We start from the raw sequence: 19,483 nt of genomic DNA on the forward strand, positions 1-19,483 counted from the left end.
CGGGAGGGTTGCCGTGACCTATATTGATACAAACGAGTTCGCGACTCATACCAAGGCCGCGCGCATTCTGGTGGTGGACGACGATCCCGCGATGCAGCGGATGATCGTCGGCTATCTGATCGAACACGGGCTGCGCGCCGCCGCGGTGGGCGGGCGCAAGGGCCTGTTCCACGCGCTGTCGGTGCGCGAGCCCGATCTGGTGGTGCTCGACCTCCACCTCGGCGAGGACGACGGGCTGGAGATCCTGCGCGAGCTGCGCGCCAAGAGCGTCGTCCCCGTGATCCTGGTCACCGGCAACCGCCGCGAGGAGATCGACCGCGTGCTCGGGCTGGAGCTGGGCGCGGACGATTATCTCACCAAGCCGTTCGGGCTGCGCGAGCTGCTCGCGCGCGTCCGCGCCACGCTGCGCCGCCGCACGATGGACCGGATGAGCCCGGCGCGGCCGCACGAATGCACCTTCCGCTTCGCCGGCTGGTCGTTCGACCAGCGCCGCCGCGAGTTGACCTCGCCGACGCGCGAGACCGTGGCGCTGACCAAGGGCGAGTTCGCGCTGCTCAGCGCCTTCGTGCAGGCGCCGCACCGCGCGCTGTCGCGCGAGCATCTGCTCCAGGCGACGCGCGTCCACGAGGACGTCTATGATCGCAGCATCGACGTCCAGATCCTTCGCCTGCGCCGCAAGCTGGAGGAGACGCCGAGCGCGCCGCGCTTCATCCGCACCGAGCGCGGCGTGGGCTATAAGTTCGACGTCGACGTCGAGATGGTATGAGCCGAGCCGCGGCGGCGGTCGCGCTGGCCGCGCTGTCGCTCGCGGGGGCCGCCGCGCTGGCGCGCGCGCAGCCCGGCGAGTCGCCGCACGCGCGCCACGCGCTCTCGCCGCTGCCGCGCCCGCCCGCGGGTGACGCGCGCAAGATCGCGCTGGGGCGCGACCTGTTCGCCGACCGGCGGCTGTCGCGCTCGGGGCGGCTCGCCTGCGCCTCGTGCCACGATCTCGCCAGCAACGGCGCCTCGCGGTTGGCGCGCGACCGCGGCGAACGCGGCGCGCTCGCGTTCAACACGCCGACCGTGTTCAACAGCGGCCTCAACTACCGGCTCGGCTGGCAGGGGCGGTTCCACGGCCTGGGCGACATGACGCTGGCGACGCTGCGCAGCGATCAACTGATGGGCGGCGGCGCCTCGGCGCGCCGGCTCGCCGCCGATGCCGCGCTACAGCGCCGGTTCCGCGCGATCTACGGCGCCGCGCCCGACGATCGCGCGGCGGCCGACGCGATCGCGGCCTTTGTCGTGACGCTCGTCACCCCCGACGCGCCGTTCGACCGCTGGCTGCGCGGCGACGGCGCCGCGCTGACGCCCCAGCAGGTTCGCGGCTATACGCGCTTCAAGGTGCTGGGCTGCGCGAGCTGTCACCAGGGCGCCAATGTCGGGGGCAATCTGTTTCAGCGGCGCGGCATCTTCCATCCCCTCGGCGACGCGACGCCGCGCTACCTGCGCGTGCCGAGCCTGCGCAACGTCGGCGTCACCGCGCCCTATTTCCACGACGGCAGCGTCGCCACCGTGCCCGAGGCGATCCGCCAGATGGCGCGCGCGCAGCTCGACCTCACGATCGGGCGCCGCGACGTCGCCGATATCAGCGCCTTCCTCGATTCGCTCACCGGCCGATACAAAGGGCGTCCGCTTCGCGCGCCCGCCGCTCCCGCCCCGCCGGCGCCGCGGCGATGATGCTGGTCGCGCTGCGCTGTGCCACGATGCTCGCCTTCGTCGCCAGCATCGTGCTGGGCGCCGCCAGTCTCAGCAACCTCAGCGAGAACCGCCGCTGGGTGGTCGACGCGAGCAACGCGGCGATGGCCTATTCGCTGGCCGAGCGCGCGCTCCAGCTCGATCTGCTCAACGCGCGCGCGGGGATCCTGCGCAACTACGACCCGATCAACGCCGATCTCGCCGCCGAGCGGCGCAGCTTCGCCGACCTCCAGCGGCTGCCGCTGCGCCCGCGCGCGCGCCGCCTGCTGGCGCAGCTGATGACGGTGGCCGCGCGACAGGCGCAGCTGGTGGAACAGTTCAAGAGCGACAACGCGCTGTTGCAGAACTCGCTGACCCGCTTCGCCGCGGAGGGCAGCGCGATGGCGGAGGGGCATGACGTGCTGTCGTCGCGCATCTTCAAGCTGACGCTCGACACCAGCCCGCCTACGGTGGCCGAGGCCGCCGCGGCGCTGCGCCGCGCGCCGCCCGCGCGCGAGGGCACGCCCGCGGCGCAGCTCGTCGCGCACGCGCGGCTGCTGGTGCGGATCCTGCCGCAGATCGACGGCTTGCTCCACCAGATCCGCGCGATGCAGATGGAGCGTCGCATCGGCGCGCTCGAGCAGGAGCTGCGGGCCGAGACCCGTCGCCGCGCCGAGGCGGCGCGCCACCTCCAGATCGCGCTGGCGGCGACGATCATCGTGCTGATCGCCAGCGTGGTGGCGCTGATCATCGAGCAGCGGCTGCGCACCCGCGAGCTGCGCGCGCAGGCGGTCAACGAGCGGCTCAGCGCCGCGATCGCGGTGCCGTTGATCGACACTGGTCCCGCCGACTTCATCGCGCGGGTGCAGGACGCGGTGGCGCGGCTGGCGCAGCATATCGGCGCGCGGCGGCTCCAGCTCGTCATCCCCGGCCAGCCTGACGTGGCGCATTTCTCCTGGCCCGACGCGCAGGTCGACCCCGGCTGGCTGCGCACGCTGGCGAGCGCCGCCGAGGCCGACGGCGCGTGGGACGGCGACCGGCTGTTCGCCTCGCTCGACGCGCGCGGTGTGCGCCGCCACCTGCGCCGCGCGATGGTGTTGACCGACACCGCCGACCTGGTGCTGCTGCGCACCGCGCAGCCGCATCGCGTGATGCTGGGCTTCGAGCCCGAGAAGCTCGCGGTGGCGCAGCGGCGCGACTATCTGGCGGGGCTCCAGTCCGCCATCGTCGCGATCGCGCATGGCGCGCGGCGCGAGGCGATGCAGCGCGAGCGCGCGCGGCTCGAACGCACGCTGGCGCGCGCGCGCCGGATGGAGGCGATCGGCGCGATGGCGAGCGGGGTCGCGCACAATTTCAACAATATCATCGCGGCGATCGGCGGCTTCGCCGAGATGGGGCAGGAACGCAGCGCGCCCGGCTCAGCGGCGCGCTACCGCTTCGACGAGATCCGCGACGCGGTGGAGCGCGCGCGCGAGCTGGTCGACGATATCCTCAACTTCGCCAAACAGGGCCGCTCCGCCAAGCGCCCGCTCAACCTGGTCGAGGTGCTCGATCAGGCGGTGCGGCTGCTGCTCGCGGTGGCGCGCGACGAGGCGGCGTTCCGGCTCGTCGCGGTCGACCGGCGGCTCCCCGTGTTCGGCGCGGCGGGCGAGCTCCAGCAGGTGATCCTCAACATCTGCCGCAACGCCGCGCAGGCGAGCGACGGGCGCGCGGTGACGATCGAGGCGCGGCGCACGACGCTGGCCGCCGAGACGCATCTGAGCCACGGCAGCCTCGCCGCGGGTGGCTATGTCGTGGTGGCGGTGAGCGACAGCGGGCCGGGCGTGTCCGAGAGCGTGCGGCGTCGGCTGTTCGACCCCTTCTTCACCAGCAAGGCGGGGGGCACCGGGCTGGGCCTGTCGACCGCCTGGGAGATCGTGCAGGACCATGGCGGCACGATCGACGTGCAGAGCGGCGACGCGGGCGGCGCGCGGTTCAGCGTGTGGTTGCCGGTGATGCGCGTCGACCCCGGCGCGCCGGTGGTGGGGGACGGCGCGCGCGTGCTGTTGCTGACCGAGCCCGACCAGCTCGCCGCCGAGGAGGAGCTGCTCGCCGAGATCGGGTTCGAGCCGCTCGGCTTCGCGCTGGCGACCGATCCCGCGGTGCTGCACGAGGTGATCGGCAGCTGCGACGCGGTGGTGGTGGCCGCACGCGACGCCCCGCGCGCCGCCGCTTCGGTGGCGGCGTTGGGCGCGGCGCTGGGCGACCGGCAGCTGCTGGTCGCCACCGTGGGCGCGATCCCCGCGGGCGCGACGCCGCTGCGCTACCCGCTGCGCGCCGACGAGCTGGCGCCGCTGCTGATGGGGATGAACGACGCGCGCGAGACCGCGGCCGCCGACTGAGCGGGGGCGGGGTTACAGGCGTAGCGCGACCGCGCCGCCGCGACACCGCGCTGACATGCGCGCCCGTGTACGGCGCGGGTTCCGCTGGATATCGATCGGAGCCGCCGATGCCCGGGCCGTCGCCCACCCCGTTCCTGCTCGCGGACGCGCGCGGCGATGCTCGCTGAGGGGCGCGTCGCCTGGCGCGAGGGGCTGTTCCTGCGCCAGCAGCATTTCCAGCAGCAGGACCGCCATCTCGACGCGCTGCTCGGCGCGCGCGCGCGCACCGCGCGCCCCTATCCCTGGGGCGTCACCGAGCTGGTGGTGAACCAGGATCTCGCCGCGCTCGGCAAGTTCGGGGTGGAGCGGCTCGCCGGCGTGCTGCCCGATGGCATGCCCTTCGCGATCCCGGGCGACCTGCCCCCGCCCGCGCCGATCGACCTGCCCGCGACGACGCGCGACGCGGTGGTGCATCTGACGCTGCCCGCGCATCAGCCCGGCGCGGTCGCCTATCGCGTCGCGGGCGAGCCGGGCGCGGCGGAGGCACGCTTCCTGGTCGAGGTGGCCGAGGTGCCCGACGTCTTCGCCGAGGAGCGCGCGCGCGAGCCGGTCGAGATCGCGCGCCCCAACCTCGCCTTCGGGGTGACGCGCGACCAGACCTACGGCCGCGTGCTGCTCGGGCTGGCGCGCGTGCGCGAGACGAACAACGGCGCGCTGGTGTTCGACGACCGCTATGTGCCGCCCGCGATCGATGTCGCGGCGAGCCCGCGGCTCACCGGCTTCCTCGCCGACATCCTCGGCCGCGCCGAGCAGCGGATCGACGAGCTCGCGCTGCGCGCGGTCGAGGCGGCCGACGCGGGCACCGAGACGATCGCCAATTTCCTGCTGCTCCAGACGCTCAACCGCTGCCAGGCGCAGCTCGCGCATCTCGCCGCGCTGCCGATGCTCCATCCCGAGCGGCTGTACGAGGCGCTGCTCGCACTCGCGGGCGAGCTGGCGACGCTGACCAGCGCCGAGCGCCGCCCGGGCGCGCTGCCGCGCTACGCGCACGACCGGCTCCAGCAATGTTTCGAGCCGGTGGTGGAGCGGATCCAGGTCGCGCTGTCGGCGATCTACGACCGCGCCGCGACGATGCTGCCGCTGGTGGAGGCAGCGCCCGGCGCCTATACCGCGCGGATCGCAGACCCGGCGTTGCTGGGTTCCTCCTACCTGTTCCTCGCCGCGAGCGCGCGCGCCCCGCTCGACGAGGTGCGCGCGCGCTTTCCCTCGGTGGCCAAGATCGGGCCGGTGCAGAAGATGCGCCAGATCGTCGACAGCGCGCTCGCCGGGGTGCCGCTGCGCCACGCGCCGACCCCGCCGCCGCAGATCCGCGCCATCCCGGGCTATGTCTATTTCGAGCTGGACCGCTCGTCGGAGCAATGGGCCGCGCTCGCCGACGCGCCCGCGCTGGGGCTTCACGTCGCGGGGGACTGGCCCGAGCTGCGGCTCGAGCTCTGGTGCGTGCGGCGGGCGGCGCGGTGACGACGCGCGTCGACGATCCCGCGGGCGAGCACACCGTCTTCCAGCCCGCGCGCTCGACGCCGCGCGCCGCGCCGCCCGCGCCGCCCAGCGCGCGGCGGCCCGACCCCGGCGTGGCGGACGACGATCTGCCTGATGCTCCGCCGCGCGCGCGCCCGCGCAACGCGATGGTGGAGGCGGCGGCGCCGCTGCTCGCGCTCGCCGCCGCGGTGCGCGCCGCGGGGGCGAGCGACCTGCCCGCGCTGCACCGACGCGCGGTCGCCGCCGCGGCGCGCTTCGACGCCGCGCTCGCCGCGGGCGGCTATGACGAGGAGACGCGGCGCCGCGCGCGCTACGCGGTGTTCGCGACGATCGACGACGTCGCGCAGAACCTGCCCGGCAGCGCGCGCGACGGCGCCGAATGGGCGCGCCGCAGCCTGGTGGTGCGCGGCTTCGGCGAGAATGTCGGCGGCGAGCGCTTCTGGCAGTTGCTCGGCGAGATGCTCGCGCGGCCCGCCGAGCATCTCGCGCTGATCGAGCTGTATCACGCCTGCCTCGCCGCGGGGTTCGAGGGGCGCTACCGCCACGCCGATCCCGGCGGGCGGCTGCGCGCGGCGCAGCACAGCGCCTATGCCGCGCTGGGCCACGTCCGCGCGCTGTCCGAGCTGGAGCTGGTGCCCGCGTGGCGCGGGCGGCCGGTGCCGCGCCGCCAGGCGGGGCTGCGCACGCGCGTGACGCTCGTCGCCAGCCTCGTCGCCGCGGCGCTGCTGCTGCTCGTGCTCGGGCTGCGGCTGATCCTGATCCAGACCGGCCAGCCCGCGATGGCGGCGATGCTGGCGCTCAACCCGGCCACGCCGCTGCGGCTGTCGCGCGCCGCCCCCGCGCTCGCCGCACCCGCGGACGCGCAGTCGCGGCGGGTCGGCGGCTTCCTCGCCCCCGAGATCGCGGCGCGGCTGGTGGTGGTGGAGCAGGATCCGCGCAGCCTGCGGGTCCGCACCACGGTGGGCACGCTGTTCCGCTCGGGCTCGGACGCGCTCGTGCCCGGGCGCGAGGCGTTGTTCGCGCGCATCGCCGCGGCGGCGCAGCGCGAGCCCGGCGCGATCCGCATCGAGGGCCATGCCGACAGCGACCCGGTCGCCAGCCTCACCTTCCCCGACAATGTCGCGCTGTCGCGCGCGCGCGCCGAGCGGGTCGCGGCGCTGTTCCGCGCGCGGCTCGACGATCCCGAGCGGGTCAGCGCGGCGGGGCTGGGCGCGGCGCAGCCGGTCGCCAGCAACGCGACCGCGGCGGGCAAGGCGCTCAACCGCCGCGTCGAGATCGTCATCCCGCGGAGCGAGTGAGCCATGGACAAGGTGATGCGCCATTGGTGGACGCTGGCCGGCACCGCCGCGGCGGTGCTCGCGCTGCTCGGTGCCGTCGGGCTGCCGATCCTGTTCCCCGCGCTGCGCGCGAACGGCGTGCGGCTATCGCTGGTCGCGCTGGTCGCGGCCGGGCTGGTCGGCGCGGCGGCGTGGCGGCGGTGGCGCGGTCGGCGCGGCGCCGCGGCGCTGGCGGACGGGATCGCCGACGAGGTGGACGCGGCCGACGCCGAACAGGCCGTGCTGGGCCAGCGGATGCGCGACGCGCTGGCGCACCTCCGGCGCGAGGCGGGCGGGCGGCGCGACTATCTCTACGCGCGCCCGTGGTACGTCATCATCGGCCCGCCGGGCGCGGGCAAGACCACCGCGCTGCTGCGGTCGGGCGTGCGCTTCCCCGCGCACGATGCCGCGCTGGCGGGGGTGGGCGGCACGCGCGATCTCGATTTCTGGTTCGCCGACGAGGCGGTGCTGGTCGACACCGCGGGGCGCTACACCACGCAGGATTCGGATCGCGCGGTCGATGCCGCGGGGTGGGCGCGTTTCCTCCGGCTGCTCCGGCGCACGCGCCCGGCCGAGCCGATCAACGGCGTCATCGTCGCGCTCGCGCTCGACACGCTGATCGCCGCCGACCGCGCCGAGCTCGACGCGCAGATCGGCGCGATCCGGCGCCGGCTGGAGGAGCTGGCGCGCGCGCTGCAGGTCGAGGCGCCGGTGTATCTGCTGCTCACCAAGGCCGATCTGGTGGCGGGCTTCACCGAATTCTTCGCCGACCTCGCGGCGGAGGGGCGCCGCGCCGCGCTGGGCACGACGCTCGACCCCGATCGCCCCGCCGACGCCGCCGCGCTGATCGCGGGCTATGACGCGATGGTCGAGGCGCTGGCGGCGCGCACCGCCAAGCGGCTGCACGAGGAGCCCGACCAGCGCGCGCGCGGGCTGATCCTGGGCTTCCCGGGGCAATGGCTCGCGCTGCGCCGCCGGCTCCATTATCTCGCCGACGGGATCCTCGCCGCCGGCACCATGGGGGCGGGCGTGCGGGGCCTGTACCTGACGAGCGGGACGCAGGAGGGCGCGCCGCTCGACCGCGTGCTGCACGCGATGGCCGCCACCTATCACGCCCCGGCCGCGGCGCCGCGCTCGGGGCAGGGCCGCGCCTATTTCCTCCACCGCCCGCTGACGGAGGTGATCTTCGCCGAGGCGGGGCGCGTGCGCCTCGCCCCCGCGGCGCGGCGTCGGCGGCGGTTCGCGCTGGCGGGGGCGGGGACGGCGCTGGCGCTGGCCGCGCTCACGCTCGCCGCGCTGGAGGTCAACGCCTTCGCGCGGAACAAGGCGCTTCAGGTCGCGCTGCTGCGCGAGGCGGACGCGGCGGGGGTGCAGGCGCGCCGCGAGGGGATCGACCTGGTCGAGGTGCGCGACAGCGACCCCGATCTGGAACAGGCGCTGCCGCTGCTCGACCGGCTGGCCGCGCTGCCGCGCGGGCACGACGATCAAGCGCGCGGCGCGCCGGCGGTGACGATGCGGCTGGGCCTGTACCAATCGGGTCACGCCGACACCGCGCGGCTCGCCTACGGCGAGACGGTCCAGCGCGTGCTGCTGCCGCGGCTGCTGCTGCGCGCCGAACGCGTGCTGCGCGAGGGCCAGGCCGATCCGGTGCGGCTCTACGCCCCGCTCAAGGCCTATCTGATGCTCGGCGGGGCGGGGCCGCTCGACGCGCGCGCGGTGCGCGCCTGGGTGGTCGACGACTGGCGCGATGCCGCGCTGCCCGGCGCCGATCGCGCCGAGGTCCGCGCGCGGCTCGCCGCGCATCTCGACGCGCTGCTCGCCGACCCCGATCTCGGCCGCGTCTGGCCGCAGCGCCGCGCGCCGCTCGACGCCGCGCTGATCGCGAGCAGCCGTGCCGCGCTCGCCACGCTGCCGCTGGCCGATCGCGCCTATGCGGTGCTGCGCGCGCGCGCCGATGCGACCGGCCGGCCCGACTGGCGCGCCGACGCGGTGCTCGCCAGCGGCGATCGGCGCGCCTTCCGCAACGGCGACGCGGTGCTGGGCGCGACCATCCCGTGGTTCCTGACGCGAGCGGGCTATGCGGCGGCCTATCGCCCGGGGCTGCGATCGGTCCGCGCCGAGCTCGACCGCGACCTGTGGGTGTTCGGCCCCGATGCGGCGACGCGCTCGATCCGCGACCAGCTCCCGACGCTGCGCGGCGCGATCGCGGCGCGCTACGCCAGCGCCTATATCGCGGCGTGGGACGCGCTGCTGGCGCTGCCGCAGCCGGCGGATTATTTCGGCGACCGCGCCGCGCTGGGCGCGATCGCGCGCGATCCCTCGCCGCTCAAGACGCTGCTGATCGAGGCGCGGCGCCAAACGATGCTGGGCGGGGCGGCGACCGGGGCGGCGCGCGACGACGCGGCGGCGACGATCCGCGCGCATTTCGCCCCCGTGGCGGATTTCGCCGTGGGCGGGAGCGGGGGTGAGGGCGGGGGCAGCGCCGCTCCGGTCGACGCGCTGCTCGCCGCGGTGCGTCAGGCCGCCGCGGCGGATGCGGCCAGCCGCGCGCCCGGTGCGGCGCTGAGCGGGGGCGCGGTGCAGGGGCAGCTCGCCACCGCGCTCGGCACGCTGGCGACCGCCGGCGTGAGCGCGCCACCGCAGCTCAAGCCCTTCGTCGACGGCGCCGCGCGCAGCGGCGCGGGGGCGGCGACCCGCGCGGCGCGCGGCGCGCTCGAGCGCGACTATGCGGCGCAGGTCCTGCCCGCGTGCCGCGCCGCCAGCGACGTCCGCTACCCCTTCGTCGCCGCGGCGCGCCAGGACGCTGATCCCGCCGAGCTGCACCGCGTCTATGGGATCAACGGCGTCGCCGACCAGTTCGCGCGCGACCGGCTGGCGCCGGTGCTCGATACCGGCGCGGCGGCGTGGCGCTGGCGGCGCGACGATCCGGTCGCGGCGGGGTTCGCCGCGTCGAGCGCGGCGCAATGGCAGCGCGCCGCGGCGCTGCGCGACCTGCTCGCGCGCGGGCTCGCGCTCGACGTCGCGCTCGCGGACGTCGGCGGCGAGGTCACCGCGGTGGAGCTGGCCGCGGGCGGGGTGAGCTATCGGCTCGACCCCGGCGCGGCGGGGCAACGCCCGCTGCTGTGGAACCTCGCGACGCTGCCCGCGGCGCGGCTGGTGCTGTTCGCCGGCGCGCGCGAGGCGCGGCGGTTCGAGGCGCGCGGTGCCTTCGCCTTGTTCCGCCTGCTCGACGCCGCGCGCGTCGAGAATGCCGGGCCGGACCGGATCCGCGCGACCTTCGGCGAGGGCGCGCAGGCCGCGACGCTCGCGATCGACCTGCCGCCGGGCAGCAACCCGTTCAGCCGCGGTGGCCCGTTCGCCTTCCGCTGCCCGGCGCGGCTGTGAGCGGGAGCGGCTTCCTCTTCGGCAAGCTGCCGGGGCACGGCGATTTCGTCACGCGCGGGCTCACCCCTTGGCGGCGCGGCTGGTGGGACGCCTGGTTCAGCGCCACGCTGGACGCCGCGCGCGTCCGGCATGGCGACGGCTTCGCGGCGGCCTGGGCCGCGACGCCGCCGCATCACGTGCTGGTGGCGCCGCCCGAGGGGGTGGACGTGGGTTGGTGCGCCGGCTGCGTCCTCGCCTCGCGCGATCGCGTCGGACGCGCCTTCCCGCTCGTGCTCGGCTGGCGCACGCGCGCGCGGCTCGACCAGGCGGAAGCGACCGCGATCGCCGCGCGGCTCGCCGCCTGCGCGATCGCGGCGCCGCGTGACGCCGACGCACTGCTCGCCGCGGCCGGGCACGCCGCGCGCGACCCCGGTGCCGCGGGCTGCGCCACCTACGCGCTCGCGCCCGGACGCACCGACTGGATCGGCGCGCGGTGATCGCGGGCGCGCTCCGCTTCGAACAGGGCAGCCGCACCGACGTCGGCTGCGTCCGCACCGTCAACGAGGATGCGTGTCTCGCGCGCGCCGACGCCGGGCTGTGGGCGGTCGCCGACGGGATGGGCGGTCACGCGCGCGGGCGCTGGGCGGCGACACGGATCGCCGCGTCGCTCGACGCCGCGCTGCTGCCCGACGCGCTCGACCCCGCGGTGGCCGCGGTCCATGCCGCGCTCGATCGCGCCAACGCGCAGATCGTGCGCGCGGGTGCGGCCGAGCGACGCGTGATCGGCTCGACCGTCGCCGCGCTGGTGGTCCGCGCGCGGCGCTGTGTCGTGCTCTGGGCGGGGGACAGCCGGGTCTATCGGCTGCGCGACGGCGCGCTGGCGCCGCTCACCACCGATCACTCGCCGGTGGCGCAGATGGTCGCGGCGGGGTTGCTCAGCCGAGCCGAGGCGGCGGATCACCCGATGGGGCACATGCTCGCGCGCGCGGTCGGGGTGCAGCCCGCGCTGGCGCTGGAGCGCCGCGACGCCGACGTGCTGCCCGGCGACACCTTCCTGCTGTGCAGCGACGGGCTGACGCGGATGCTCGACGAGACCGCGATCGCGGCGTTGCTCCAGCGCGAGCGCCCGCATCGCTGCGCCGACGCGCTGGTCGATCTCGCGGTGGCGCGCGGCGCGGCGGACAATGTCACCGCGGTGGTGGTCGGCTGCGACGAGACCACCCAGGTCCTGGCGCGGTGAGCCCGCGCTGAGCCTCAGTCGGCGGTGTCGCGGCGGCGCTTCATGGCCGCGATCTGGCGATCGTAGTGCAGCCGGAACTCCTTGGCGAACAGGTCCATGAACGCCTCGTTCGCGCCGCGCACCACGCCCTCGAACGCGCGCTCATAGGCGTCCCACTGGCGCGCGCGGTGGAGCAGCGACCAGCGGCGCGCCAGCCGGCCCGGCGCGCGCGTCGACGCGCGGATCGCGGCGGGCGAGACGCGCGCCAGCGTCCCCTCCAGCGCGCCGCGCATCGCCGCCAGCGTCGCCATCTGATGCGCCTGGAGATCCTGGAAGGCGTCCTCCACCGCGCGCTCGGCGTGCATGAAGCCGGTGGCGGGGGCGTCGAGCAGCTGGAGCAAGGCCCGCTCGGGAGACCGGACGAACTTGAGCGGGTTGTTCCCATCAAGCTCGAGCCCGGTGGCCTGGACGCCGAGCTGCGCCTTGGCGCGCGCGCGCGCGTCGATCATCAGCATCAGCCCGCCGACGAGCTGGCGCAGCACCGCGCCCGCCGCGGCGAGTACCTCGGCGGGGGCGCGCGCGAGCCGGTCCGCGGGGATCCCGCTGGCACGGACGAAGCGCGCCCAATCGTCCGTGTCGTCCGCGCGGGGCGCCGGATCGGGCACGGGTGCGGGGTCGGGCGCGGGTGTCGTGGGTGCCGGTTCGGGCGCGTCGCGCGCGGGGACCGAGACGAAGTCGCCGCGCGACCAGTCCACCTCGCTCTCGCGCGCCAGCCGCCCCCAGACGTCGTCGGCGGTCGGGCCGCCGGCGGCGGGCGCGCTCGACCAGGCCGAGGGGTGGGCGATCGGCGCAGGCAGGTCCCAGGTCCCCGCGGCGCGCGCGGGAGCGGGGGGCGGCTGGCGCCAGCGTGACGCGGCACCGTCAGGCTCGGCCCAGCCCGAGGGCGCGGACGGCTCGGCCCAGTCCGCGGCGGCGGGCGGCTCGGCCCAGTCCGCGGCGGCGGACGACTCGCCCCAGTCCGCGGCGGCGGACGACTCGCCCCAATCCGCGGCGGGGAGCGCGTCCCAGCCGCTGGCGGGCGGCGCGTCCGCGTTCGCGGGAGGGGCGCCGGGAAGTGCGGTCGCGCCCGCGTCGCCCGCCGAGGCGGCGTCGCCGAGCCGCGCCAGCACCGCATAGGGACCGATCGCGAGCCGGTCGCCGTCCGCGATGGCGTGGGCGCGGTCGAGCCGCTCGCTCGCGCCGTTGAGATAGGTGCCGTTGGTGCTGTGATCGGTCAGCAGGTAGCGGCCGTCGCGATAGCTGATCTCGCAGTGGCGCGACGAGATATGGTGGCGCGGATCGGGCAGGCTCCAGTCGGCCTGCGGCGAGCGGCCGATCACCGCGCCGTGGCGGTCGAGCGCGAGCCGCGCGGGCTCGCCGTTGTCGAGCGTGTCGTGCCCGACGATCGTGAGGATGAGCGACATCAGTCCGGTCTCCTGGCGGGGATCGCGCGCGCGGCGCCCGCGTCGAGCGCGCGGTCGAGCGCCGCGGCGGGGTCGATCGCCGCGGCGGTGCAGAGCAGCACCCCCGCGGCGACGAACTGCGCGGCGGCATGTTTGGGCGCGGGGGTGGCGGGAAACGCGTCGGGCGCGAGCGACCCGCCCGAGAACATCACCGCCGCCGCGCACAATTTGGCGGGATCCTCGGCGGGGAGCGGCAGCGCGCAGTCGAAGGCGGCGCGGCGGCCCGCGTCGTCGGGCGCGCGCAGCCAGGCGTCGATCGCGGCGAGCGACGCGCGGTCGGCGGCGGGCGCCTCGGCCGCGATCGTCGCGCGCAGCCAGCCGATCGCGCCCATCCGCGGCAGCGCGTGCGCGAGGAAGCGCGCCGCGTCGATCCCGCGCCCGGCGGCGCGCAGCGTGGCGAAGAAGGCGTCGGGCGCGGCGGTGTCGCCGGGCTCGCGCGGCCAGTCCTGCGGCGCGGTGACCTGCCACGCCTCGGTCCACACCACGCCCTCCCACGGGATCGTCGCGCCGGTCATAGCGGCAGCGGCATCCACGGCCCCACCGCCTTGGGCAGGATCACCGTGGCGGCGTGGCGGATCGTCATCATCTGCCCCTGCAGCAGCGTCATCGCCGCGTCGGTCTGGAGCATCTCCATGCGGACGCTCATCGTCAGCCCGCGCGCGGTGAGCATCGCCGGGGTGAGGTCGAGCCGCGTCGGCCCCGAGGTGGCGTGGATCCCGGCGGCGTCGATCACGATCGTGTTGCCGCCGACGCGCAGCGTGAGCCGCCGCGCCGCCTCGATCGTGACGTCGCCGCGCCGCGCGGTGAGCGTCGAGTCGCCCGTCTCCACCACGGTGTCGTCGTCGCGATAGACGGTGGTGCTGCGATCGCGCTGGACGCGTGCCTCGTCGTCGAGCAGCACCTCGGTCAGGCGATTGCGTTGCGCGCGCAGATACACCTGCTCGGCGCCGCCCTCGTCGTCGAACATCAGCTCGTTGTAGCCGGGGCCGCGCGGCGTCGCGCGCGCGCCGGCATAGCTGCCGGTGCGCCCGATCGTGCGCGAGCGATAGACCGAGCGCGAGCGATGGCGCGGCAGGCCGTAGGGCGGGGCGTGGCGTGAATTGTAGACGCGCCCGGTGACGATCGGACGATCGGGGTTGCCGTCGAGGAAGTCGACGATCACCTCCTCGTCGGTGCGCGGCAGCGTGACATGGCCGAACCCCGCCCCCGCCGACGGATAGGAGAGCCGCAGCCAGCACGAGCGCGCCGCCTCCGGCGCCTCGTCGGCGCGCCCCCACAGGAAGCGCACGCGGACGCGCCCGAGCCGGTCGACATGGCTGTCGTCGGCGCCGCCCGCGACGACCACCGCGGTCTCCGGTCCGGCGTGCGGCGCGGGCGTGGCGATGGCGGAGCGCCAGCGCGTGTCGCTGGTCACCGCCTCCAGCACGACGCGGCGCGGCGCGGCGGTCGCGCCCGAGCGGAACGGCTCGGCCTCCACCGTATAGTCCAGCGCGGTGACGACGAACTCGTCGCCGCGCCCGAACGCATCGTCCGAATCGAGCCGGAAGCGCGCGCCGCAGCTCAGCCCGATCGCGTCGCCCGTCCCCGAATAGACCCGTCGCCGCGCGCGCGACGCCTCCAGCGCGACGCGCGCCCAATGCTGCGCGAGCGCGGGTTCGACGAAATCGCCGCTGTAGTCGTACACCTCCTGCGTGTCGGCCGGGATCGTCGCGCCGCCATCGGCCGCGCCCTGGCGCGTGCTGCTGGTCTCATGGTCGAAGCTGCGCAGCAGGAAGCGGCGCTCGCCGTCGGCGCGGACATGTTCGTGCCAGTTCCACAAGGCCCCCGCGAGCCCGCCACCCGCGACGCGATCGGGGCGCAGCCTGATCGCCTCATGGCCCGGCGCGGGGCGGTGCGCGGCGGGTGCATCGCACAGCACCAGCACGTGTTCGTCGCGGCGGTGCTCGAAGAAGTAGTAGATCCCCTCGCGCTCCATCACGCGCGAGACGAAGGCGAAGTCGCTCTCGCGATATTGCGTGGTGTAGGGGCGCGGGCGGTAGCGGCCCGAGAGCCGGCCATAATCGACGCGCCGGCCCTGGTCGGCGAGCACCTGCTTGACGATGTCGAGCCCGGTCATGTCCTCGAACACGCGATAGGCGCGGTTGTGCGCGAGCGCGTAGAGCCAGGGGCGCAGCGTGAGCGCATAGTGATAGCCCTGGTCCTCCTCGGCGAGGAAATGCGCCTCGGTCAGCAAGGCATGGAACCGGCGTACCGGCTTGCCGAGGTCGAAAACCTCGATCATTGCCCGCTTGCCGAGGCTCTTCGCCAAGTCCACGCGCGCGGCGGCGATGATCTCGGCCTCGATCTCGAACAATTCGCCCAGCCGTTCGCGGCTGCGGAACGCGACAAGATCGATGTCGCAGCCGATGCTGATCTCTATGGTGGCCTGACGCATCAGCGGCTGTTCCTCGAACTTGTTTCAATCGTCGCACAAGCCGCGTTGAGCGCGGCGCGGCGGGCCGGTACGATCGCGGCGACAGCGACGCTCGCCGCGATACGGAGCCTGCCCCCATGACCCTCGACCTCGACCGCCTGCTGGCGCCCGTCTCCGCGGACGATCCCACCGGCCCCGACCTGGCCTATGACCCGCAACGCCACGCGATCGAGCAGGCGTTCGACGCCCCCGTCTCGATCGACGCCAACGGCGAGGCGGGCGCGGAGGGCGAGACCGACTGGCGCCGGATCGTCGACGCGATCGACGCGCAGAGCGCGCGGACCAAGGACGTGTGGCTCGCGGTGTATCTGTGCCGCGCCGGCGCGCGCGCGGGGGTGCTCGACCTGGTCGGCACCGGCGCGGCCTATCTCGCCGGGCTGATCGAGCGCTATTGGGACGCGGTTCACCCGCGGCTGGAGGAATATGGCGTCGAGGGGCGCACCGGCGCGTGCGACACGCTGGTGCATTTCGCCGCCTTCACCGGCCCGCTGCGCCATGTCGCGCTGCTCGACCATCCGCGCCACGGCCGCTTCACCGGCGCCGATCTGCACCGCTTCCAGCAGCACGGCGAGGCGGAACCGGGTTATGGCGCCTTCCGCGCGACGCTCGACGAGCCCGAGAGCCTGGAGCGGCTCGCCGCGGCGGCGGCGCAGCTCGACACGATCGCCGCGCATTTCCACGCGATCGACGCCGCGCTGGCGCAGCGGGCGGGGGCGGGCGCGGGGACCAGCTTCGCCCCGCTCCATGCCGCGGTGGCGGAGATCGGCGCGGCCGCGCGCGGCTTTCTCCCCGCCGCGCCGGTCGACGCCGCCGAGCCCGCGGCGGCGGAGGACGCGGCACCGGTGGCGACGCGCGGGGTCGGCGGCACGGTGCGCTCGCGCGACGACGTGGTGCGCGCGATCGACCTCGCGATCGATTATTACCGCCGCGCCGAGCCGCACAGCCCGGTGCCGCTGCTGCTCGGGCGCGCGCGCGAGTGGGTCCATCGCGACTTCCTGGAGGTGCTGGAGGATATCGCCCCCAACGCGCTCGGCGACGCGCGCCAGCTCCTGCATTTCCGCGGCGGGGCGGGCTGAGCCGCGCGCGCGCGCCGTGCCGCGGCATGGCGATGGCGGGCGGGGGCAGAGCGGCGGCGGGGTCATGGCGGGAGACGATCTTCGTTCGGGCGGATGATGTCGGCGACCGTGCCGGCGCTGTGCTTCGATACGATGGCGAAGGTGTTGCGATCGTAACCTGCCGGCTTCGTCCCGCCTCCGCCCAGTCGAGGGCGTGACAATCGTAACGCTCGCACCGGACTTTGACATCAGCCGGACAGGCACGACCCGCACAAGCAAGATCGAACGGCGCGCCCGACGTGTCGTCCTCTATCACCAGCGCAGCGAGGTCATCATGGTGTCGGCGAAAGGCGGTCAGCGCTTCATCAAGGAAAATCGCGCACCACGCGTCCACATCGAATATGAGGTGGAAACCTATGGCGCGCGGCAGAAGATCGAGCTGCCGTTCGTGATGGGCGTGATGTCCGACCTGTCGGGCAAGTCGCTGGTCGAGAAGAAGTCGCTCCCCGATCGCGATTTCGTCGAGTTCGACATGGACAATTTCGACGAGCGCATGGAGCGGATCGCGCCGCGCGTCGCCTTCGCGGTGGAGAATACGCTCACCGGCGAGGGGCGGCTCGGGGTCGATCTCGGCTTCGAGACGCTGGAAGATTTCAACCCCGGGCGGATCGCGCGCCGCGTCCCCGCGCTGGCGCGGCTGCTGGAGGCGCGCGAGCAGCTCAACGACCTGATGCTCTACATGGACGGCAAGGCGGGCGCGCAGGCGCTGCTCGACCAGCTGCTGCGCGACCCCGCGCTGCTGGAGACGCTCGCGGCCGAGCGCGCCGCGGCGGCGCCGGAGCCGGCGCCCGCCGACGCCGACCGCGACGACTGACCCCCTTTCCGCCCAGGAGACGATGATGGCCGAGCACGCCCTCCAGTCCGCCCCGACCGCCGCGCCCGCGACGATCGGCGACACCGACGATTTCGCGCTGCTGCTCCAGAAGGAGTTCCGCCCCGGCAGCGATGCCAAGCAGGATCGCATCGAGCAGGCAGTGCGGACGCTGGCGCAGCGCGCGCTGGAAGACGCCGCGGTGATCGGCGACGACGTCTATATGACGGTGGACGCGCTCAAGGCCGCGATCGACCGCAAGCTGTCCGTCCAGATCAACGCGATCCTCCACCACCCCGAGTTCCAGGCGATGGAATCGGCGTGGCGCGGGCTGTGGTATCTGGTCGGCAACACCTCGACCGGCAAGGATCTCAAGATCCGCGTGCTCAACGTCTCCAAGGAGGAGATGCGGCGCCAGTTCCGCCAGTATCGCGACGCCGCCTGGGACCAGAGCCCGCTGTTCAAGAAGGTCTATGAGGCGGAGTTCGGCCAGCTCGGCGGCCAGCCCTATGGCGCGATCGTGTGCGACTATACGTTCGATCACGGCGGCCCCGACATCGAGGTGATGAAGGGCCTGTCCAAGATCGGCGCGGCCGCGCACGCGCCGTTCATCGCCGCGGCCGGCCCCAAGCTGATCGGCATGGACAGCTGGCGCGAGCTCGCCAACCCGCGCGATCTGGCCAAGCAGTTCGAGGCGACCGATTACATGGCGTGGCGCTCGTTCCGCGCCTCCAACGACAGCCGCTACATGGCGCTGACGCTGCCGCGCTTCCTCGGGCGCCCGCTCTACGGCGCCGAGTCCGATCCGGTGGAGGATTTCGCCTTCGAGGAAGAGGCCGCGGGCGAGCACGACCGCTATCTGTGGCTCAACGCCTCCTACGCGCTGGGCGTGCGGATCACCGAGGCGTTCAAGACCTACGGCTGGTGTACCCGCATCCGCGGCGTGGAATCGGGTGGCACGGTGGAGGACCTGCCCACCGCCTTGTTCCCCACCGACGAGGGCGGCGTGGACGCCAAATGCCCGACCGAGATCGCCATCTCGGACCGGCGCGAGGCCGAATTGTCCAAGGTCGGGCTGATGGCGCTGGTGCATCGCAAGAACACCGACCATGCCACCTTCATCGGCGCGCAGACGCTCCACGCGCCCAAGGCCTATGAGGATCCCAACGCCACCGCCAACGCCAATCTGTCGGCGCGGCTGCCCTATATCTTCGCGAGCTGCCGCTTCGCGCATTACCTGAAATGCATGGTGCGCGACTGGATCGGCGGCACCCGCGAGGCGCCCCAGCTCGAGCGCGACCTGCAGAGCTGGATCATGCAATATGTCGATCTCCAGCCCGAACATTCAGACGAGAACACCAAGGCGCGCAAGCCGCTGAAACAGGCCGCGGTGGAGGTCATCCCCGACCCCGAGAACCCGGGTTATTATCGCGGGCTGTTCCGCATGGTGCCGCACTACCAGCTGGAGGGCATGGACGTGTCGCTCAGCATGGTCTCGCGGCTGCCCAAGGCGCCGAACTGAGCGCGCAGCCGCGCCGCCCCCGCATCATCGATCCCATGAGCGCAACGCGCAGAGGAGTGAACCGTGGCAGTTGAAATGTTCCTGAAGCTCGCCGGCTGTGACGGCGAGTCGATCGCGACCGGGCACGAGGGCGAGATCGAGTTGCTCGGCTGGAACTGGGGCGTCAGCAACCAGGGCAGCTCGAGCATGGGCGGCGGCTCGGGCACGGGCAAGGCGTCGTTCCACGATCTCAGCATCACCAAATATGTCGACAAGGCGACCGCGACGATCCTGAGCAATTGCGCCAAGGGCAATCACTTCACCACCGGCACGCTGATCTGCCGCAAGGTCGGCGGCGACACGCCGCTGGAATATATGAAGATCGACATGGACCAGGTGTTCGTGAGCGGGGTGCAGCACAGCGGCAATCCGGGCGACGAGCTAACGGTCGAGAGCGTCACGCTCAACTTCGCCAAGGTCGACGTGACCTACCAGCCGCAGGGCGCGCAGGGTCGCGCGGCGGGCAGCGTCCCGTTCAAATGGGACATCCGCAAGAACCAGTCGGCCTGAC

General features: G+C 74.3%; 15 protein-coding genes. 12 read left to right on the forward strand and 3 right to left on the reverse strand.

The window, feature by feature from the left end; genetic code table 11:
* Positions 1 to 13: 13 nt before the first annotated feature.
* From EV292_RS14310 to EV292_RS14345, 8 genes are all read left to right on the forward strand, one after another.
* Positions 14 to 766, forward strand: a complete 753-nt coding sequence (locus tag EV292_RS14310) for a response regulator (RefSeq protein WP_132909913.1) — start codon at positions 14 to 16, stop codon at positions 764 to 766.
* Positions 763 to 1,716 (forward strand): cytochrome c peroxidase, encoded by a 954-nt coding sequence (locus EV292_RS14315; RefSeq protein ID WP_132909914.1) that lies wholly within the window; start codon positions 763 to 765, stop codon positions 1,714 to 1,716. The genes EV292_RS14310 and EV292_RS14315 overlap by 4 nt, the downstream gene beginning before the upstream one ends.
* Complete coding sequence (locus EV292_RS14320; protein WP_132909915.1) at positions 1,713 to 4,094, forward strand: DAHL domain-containing protein; 2,382 nt, start codon at positions 1,713 to 1,715, stop codon at positions 4,092 to 4,094. The genes EV292_RS14315 and EV292_RS14320 overlap by 4 nt, the downstream gene beginning before the upstream one ends.
* A gap of 156 nt (positions 4,095 to 4,250) precedes the next feature.
* The gene (gene tssK / locus EV292_RS14325) at positions 4,251 to 5,594 is read left to right on the forward strand and encodes a type VI secretion system baseplate subunit TssK (RefSeq protein WP_132909916.1); all 1,344 of its coding nucleotides are present in this window, start codon (positions 4,251 to 4,253) and stop codon (positions 5,592 to 5,594) included.
* On the forward strand, positions 5,570 to 6,910 hold the full coding sequence (gene icmH, locus EV292_RS14330) for a type IVB secretion system protein IcmH/DotU (protein WP_243693783.1): 1,341 nt from the start codon (positions 5,570 to 5,572) through the stop codon (positions 6,908 to 6,910). The genes tssK and icmH overlap by 25 nt, the downstream gene beginning before the upstream one ends.
* Before the next feature lie 3 nt (positions 6,911 to 6,913).
* On the forward strand, positions 6,914 to 10,312 hold the full coding sequence (gene tssM / locus EV292_RS14335; RefSeq protein WP_132909917.1) for a type VI secretion system membrane subunit TssM: 3,399 nt from the start codon (positions 6,914 to 6,916) through the stop codon (positions 10,310 to 10,312).
* Entirely contained in the window at positions 10,309 to 10,788 is a 480-nt protein-coding gene (gene tagF, locus EV292_RS14340; RefSeq protein WP_165927119.1) for a type VI secretion system-associated protein TagF, read from the forward strand. Before tssM ends, tagF begins: the two co-directional genes overlap by 4 nt.
* Positions 10,785 to 11,531 (forward strand): protein phosphatase 2C domain-containing protein, encoded by a 747-nt coding sequence (locus EV292_RS14345; protein ID WP_243693784.1) that lies wholly within the window; start codon positions 10,785 to 10,787, stop codon positions 11,529 to 11,531. The genes tagF and EV292_RS14345 overlap by 4 nt, the downstream gene beginning before the upstream one ends.
* A 14-nt stretch (positions 11,532 to 11,545) precedes the next feature.
* Here EV292_RS14345 and tagH read toward each other — a convergent pair whose 3' ends face one another.
* From tagH to tssI, 3 genes are read right to left on the reverse strand one after another with little or no spacing between them, the layout of a single operon-like run.
* Entirely contained in the window at positions 11,546 to 12,973 is a 1,428-nt protein-coding gene (gene tagH, locus EV292_RS14350; protein WP_132909919.1) for a type VI secretion system-associated FHA domain protein TagH, read from the reverse strand.
* Entirely contained in the window at positions 12,973 to 13,527 is a 555-nt protein-coding gene (locus EV292_RS14355) for a hypothetical protein (protein WP_132909920.1), read from the reverse strand. Before EV292_RS14355 ends, tagH begins: the two co-directional genes overlap by 1 nt.
* Positions 13,524 to 15,446, reverse strand: coding sequence for a type VI secretion system tip protein TssI/VgrG (gene tssI, locus EV292_RS14360; RefSeq protein WP_243693785.1), 1,923 nt, complete (start codon positions 15,444 to 15,446; stop codon positions 13,524 to 13,526). Before tssI ends, EV292_RS14355 begins: the two co-directional genes overlap by 4 nt.
* 116 nt (positions 15,447 to 15,562) lie before the next feature.
* On the opposite strand from tssI, the gene EV292_RS14365 reads away from it, so the two are divergent.
* From EV292_RS14365 to EV292_RS14380, 4 genes are all read left to right on the forward strand, one after another.
* A complete protein-coding gene (locus EV292_RS14365) occupies positions 15,563 to 16,561 on the forward strand; it encodes a type VI secretion system ImpA family N-terminal domain-containing protein (RefSeq protein ID WP_132909921.1) in 999 nt (332 codons plus the stop codon).
* 313 nt (positions 16,562 to 16,874) lie between these two features.
* Positions 16,875 to 17,414 carry a type VI secretion system contractile sheath small subunit gene (gene tssB, locus EV292_RS14370; protein WP_132909922.1) on the forward strand — a complete coding sequence of 180 codons (540 nt, stop codon included), beginning with the start codon at positions 16,875 to 16,877 and terminating at the stop codon, positions 17,412 to 17,414.
* Between the two features lie 25 nt (positions 17,415 to 17,439).
* Complete coding sequence (gene tssC / locus EV292_RS14375; protein ID WP_132909923.1) at positions 17,440 to 18,933, forward strand: type VI secretion system contractile sheath large subunit; 1,494 nt, start codon at positions 17,440 to 17,442, stop codon at positions 18,931 to 18,933.
* 63 nt (positions 18,934 to 18,996) lie between these two features.
* Positions 18,997 to 19,482, forward strand: coding sequence for a type VI secretion system tube protein Hcp (locus EV292_RS14380; RefSeq protein ID WP_132909924.1), 486 nt, complete (start codon positions 18,997 to 18,999; stop codon positions 19,480 to 19,482).
* Position 19,483 lies beyond the last annotated feature (1 nt).

It is taken from the genome of Sphingomonas sp. BK235 (assembly GCF_004345855.1).
GTDB lineage: Bacteria > Pseudomonadota > Alphaproteobacteria > Sphingomonadales > Sphingomonadaceae > Sphingomonas.

What these genes read in the sequence shown, in the direction of transcription:
- EV292_RS14315 (WP_132909914.1), top strand. Translation starts at nt 763, where the DNA reads ATGAGCCGAGCCGCGGCGGCGGTCGCGCTGGCCGCGCTGTCGCTCGCG.
- EV292_RS14320 (WP_132909915.1), top strand. Translation starts at nt 1,713, where the DNA reads ATGATGCTGGTCGCGCTGCGCTGTGCCACGATGCTCGCCTTCGTCGCC.
- tssK (WP_132909916.1), top strand. Translation starts at nt 4,251, where the DNA reads ATGCTCGCTGAGGGGCGCGTCGCCTGGCGCGAGGGGCTGTTCCTGCGC.
- tssM (WP_132909917.1), top strand. Translation starts at nt 6,914, where the DNA reads ATGGACAAGGTGATGCGCCATTGGTGGACGCTGGCCGGCACCGCCGCG.
- tagH (WP_132909919.1), bottom strand. Translation starts at nt 12,973, where the DNA reads ATGTCGCTCATCCTCACGATCGTCGGGCACGACACGCTCGACAACGGC.
- EV292_RS14355 (WP_132909920.1), bottom strand. Translation starts at nt 13,527, where the DNA reads ATGACCGGCGCGACGATCCCGTGGGAGGGCGTGGTGTGGACCGAGGCG.
- tssI (WP_243693785.1), bottom strand. Translation starts at nt 15,446, where the DNA reads ATGCGTCAGGCCACCATAGAGATCAGCATCGGCTGCGACATCGATCTT.
- EV292_RS14365 (WP_132909921.1), top strand. Translation starts at nt 15,563, where the DNA reads ATGACCCTCGACCTCGACCGCCTGCTGGCGCCCGTCTCCGCGGACGAT.
- tssB (WP_132909922.1), top strand. Translation starts at nt 16,875, where the DNA reads ATGGTGTCGGCGAAAGGCGGTCAGCGCTTCATCAAGGAAAATCGCGCA.
- tssC (WP_132909923.1), top strand. Translation starts at nt 17,440, where the DNA reads ATGGCCGAGCACGCCCTCCAGTCCGCCCCGACCGCCGCGCCCGCGACG.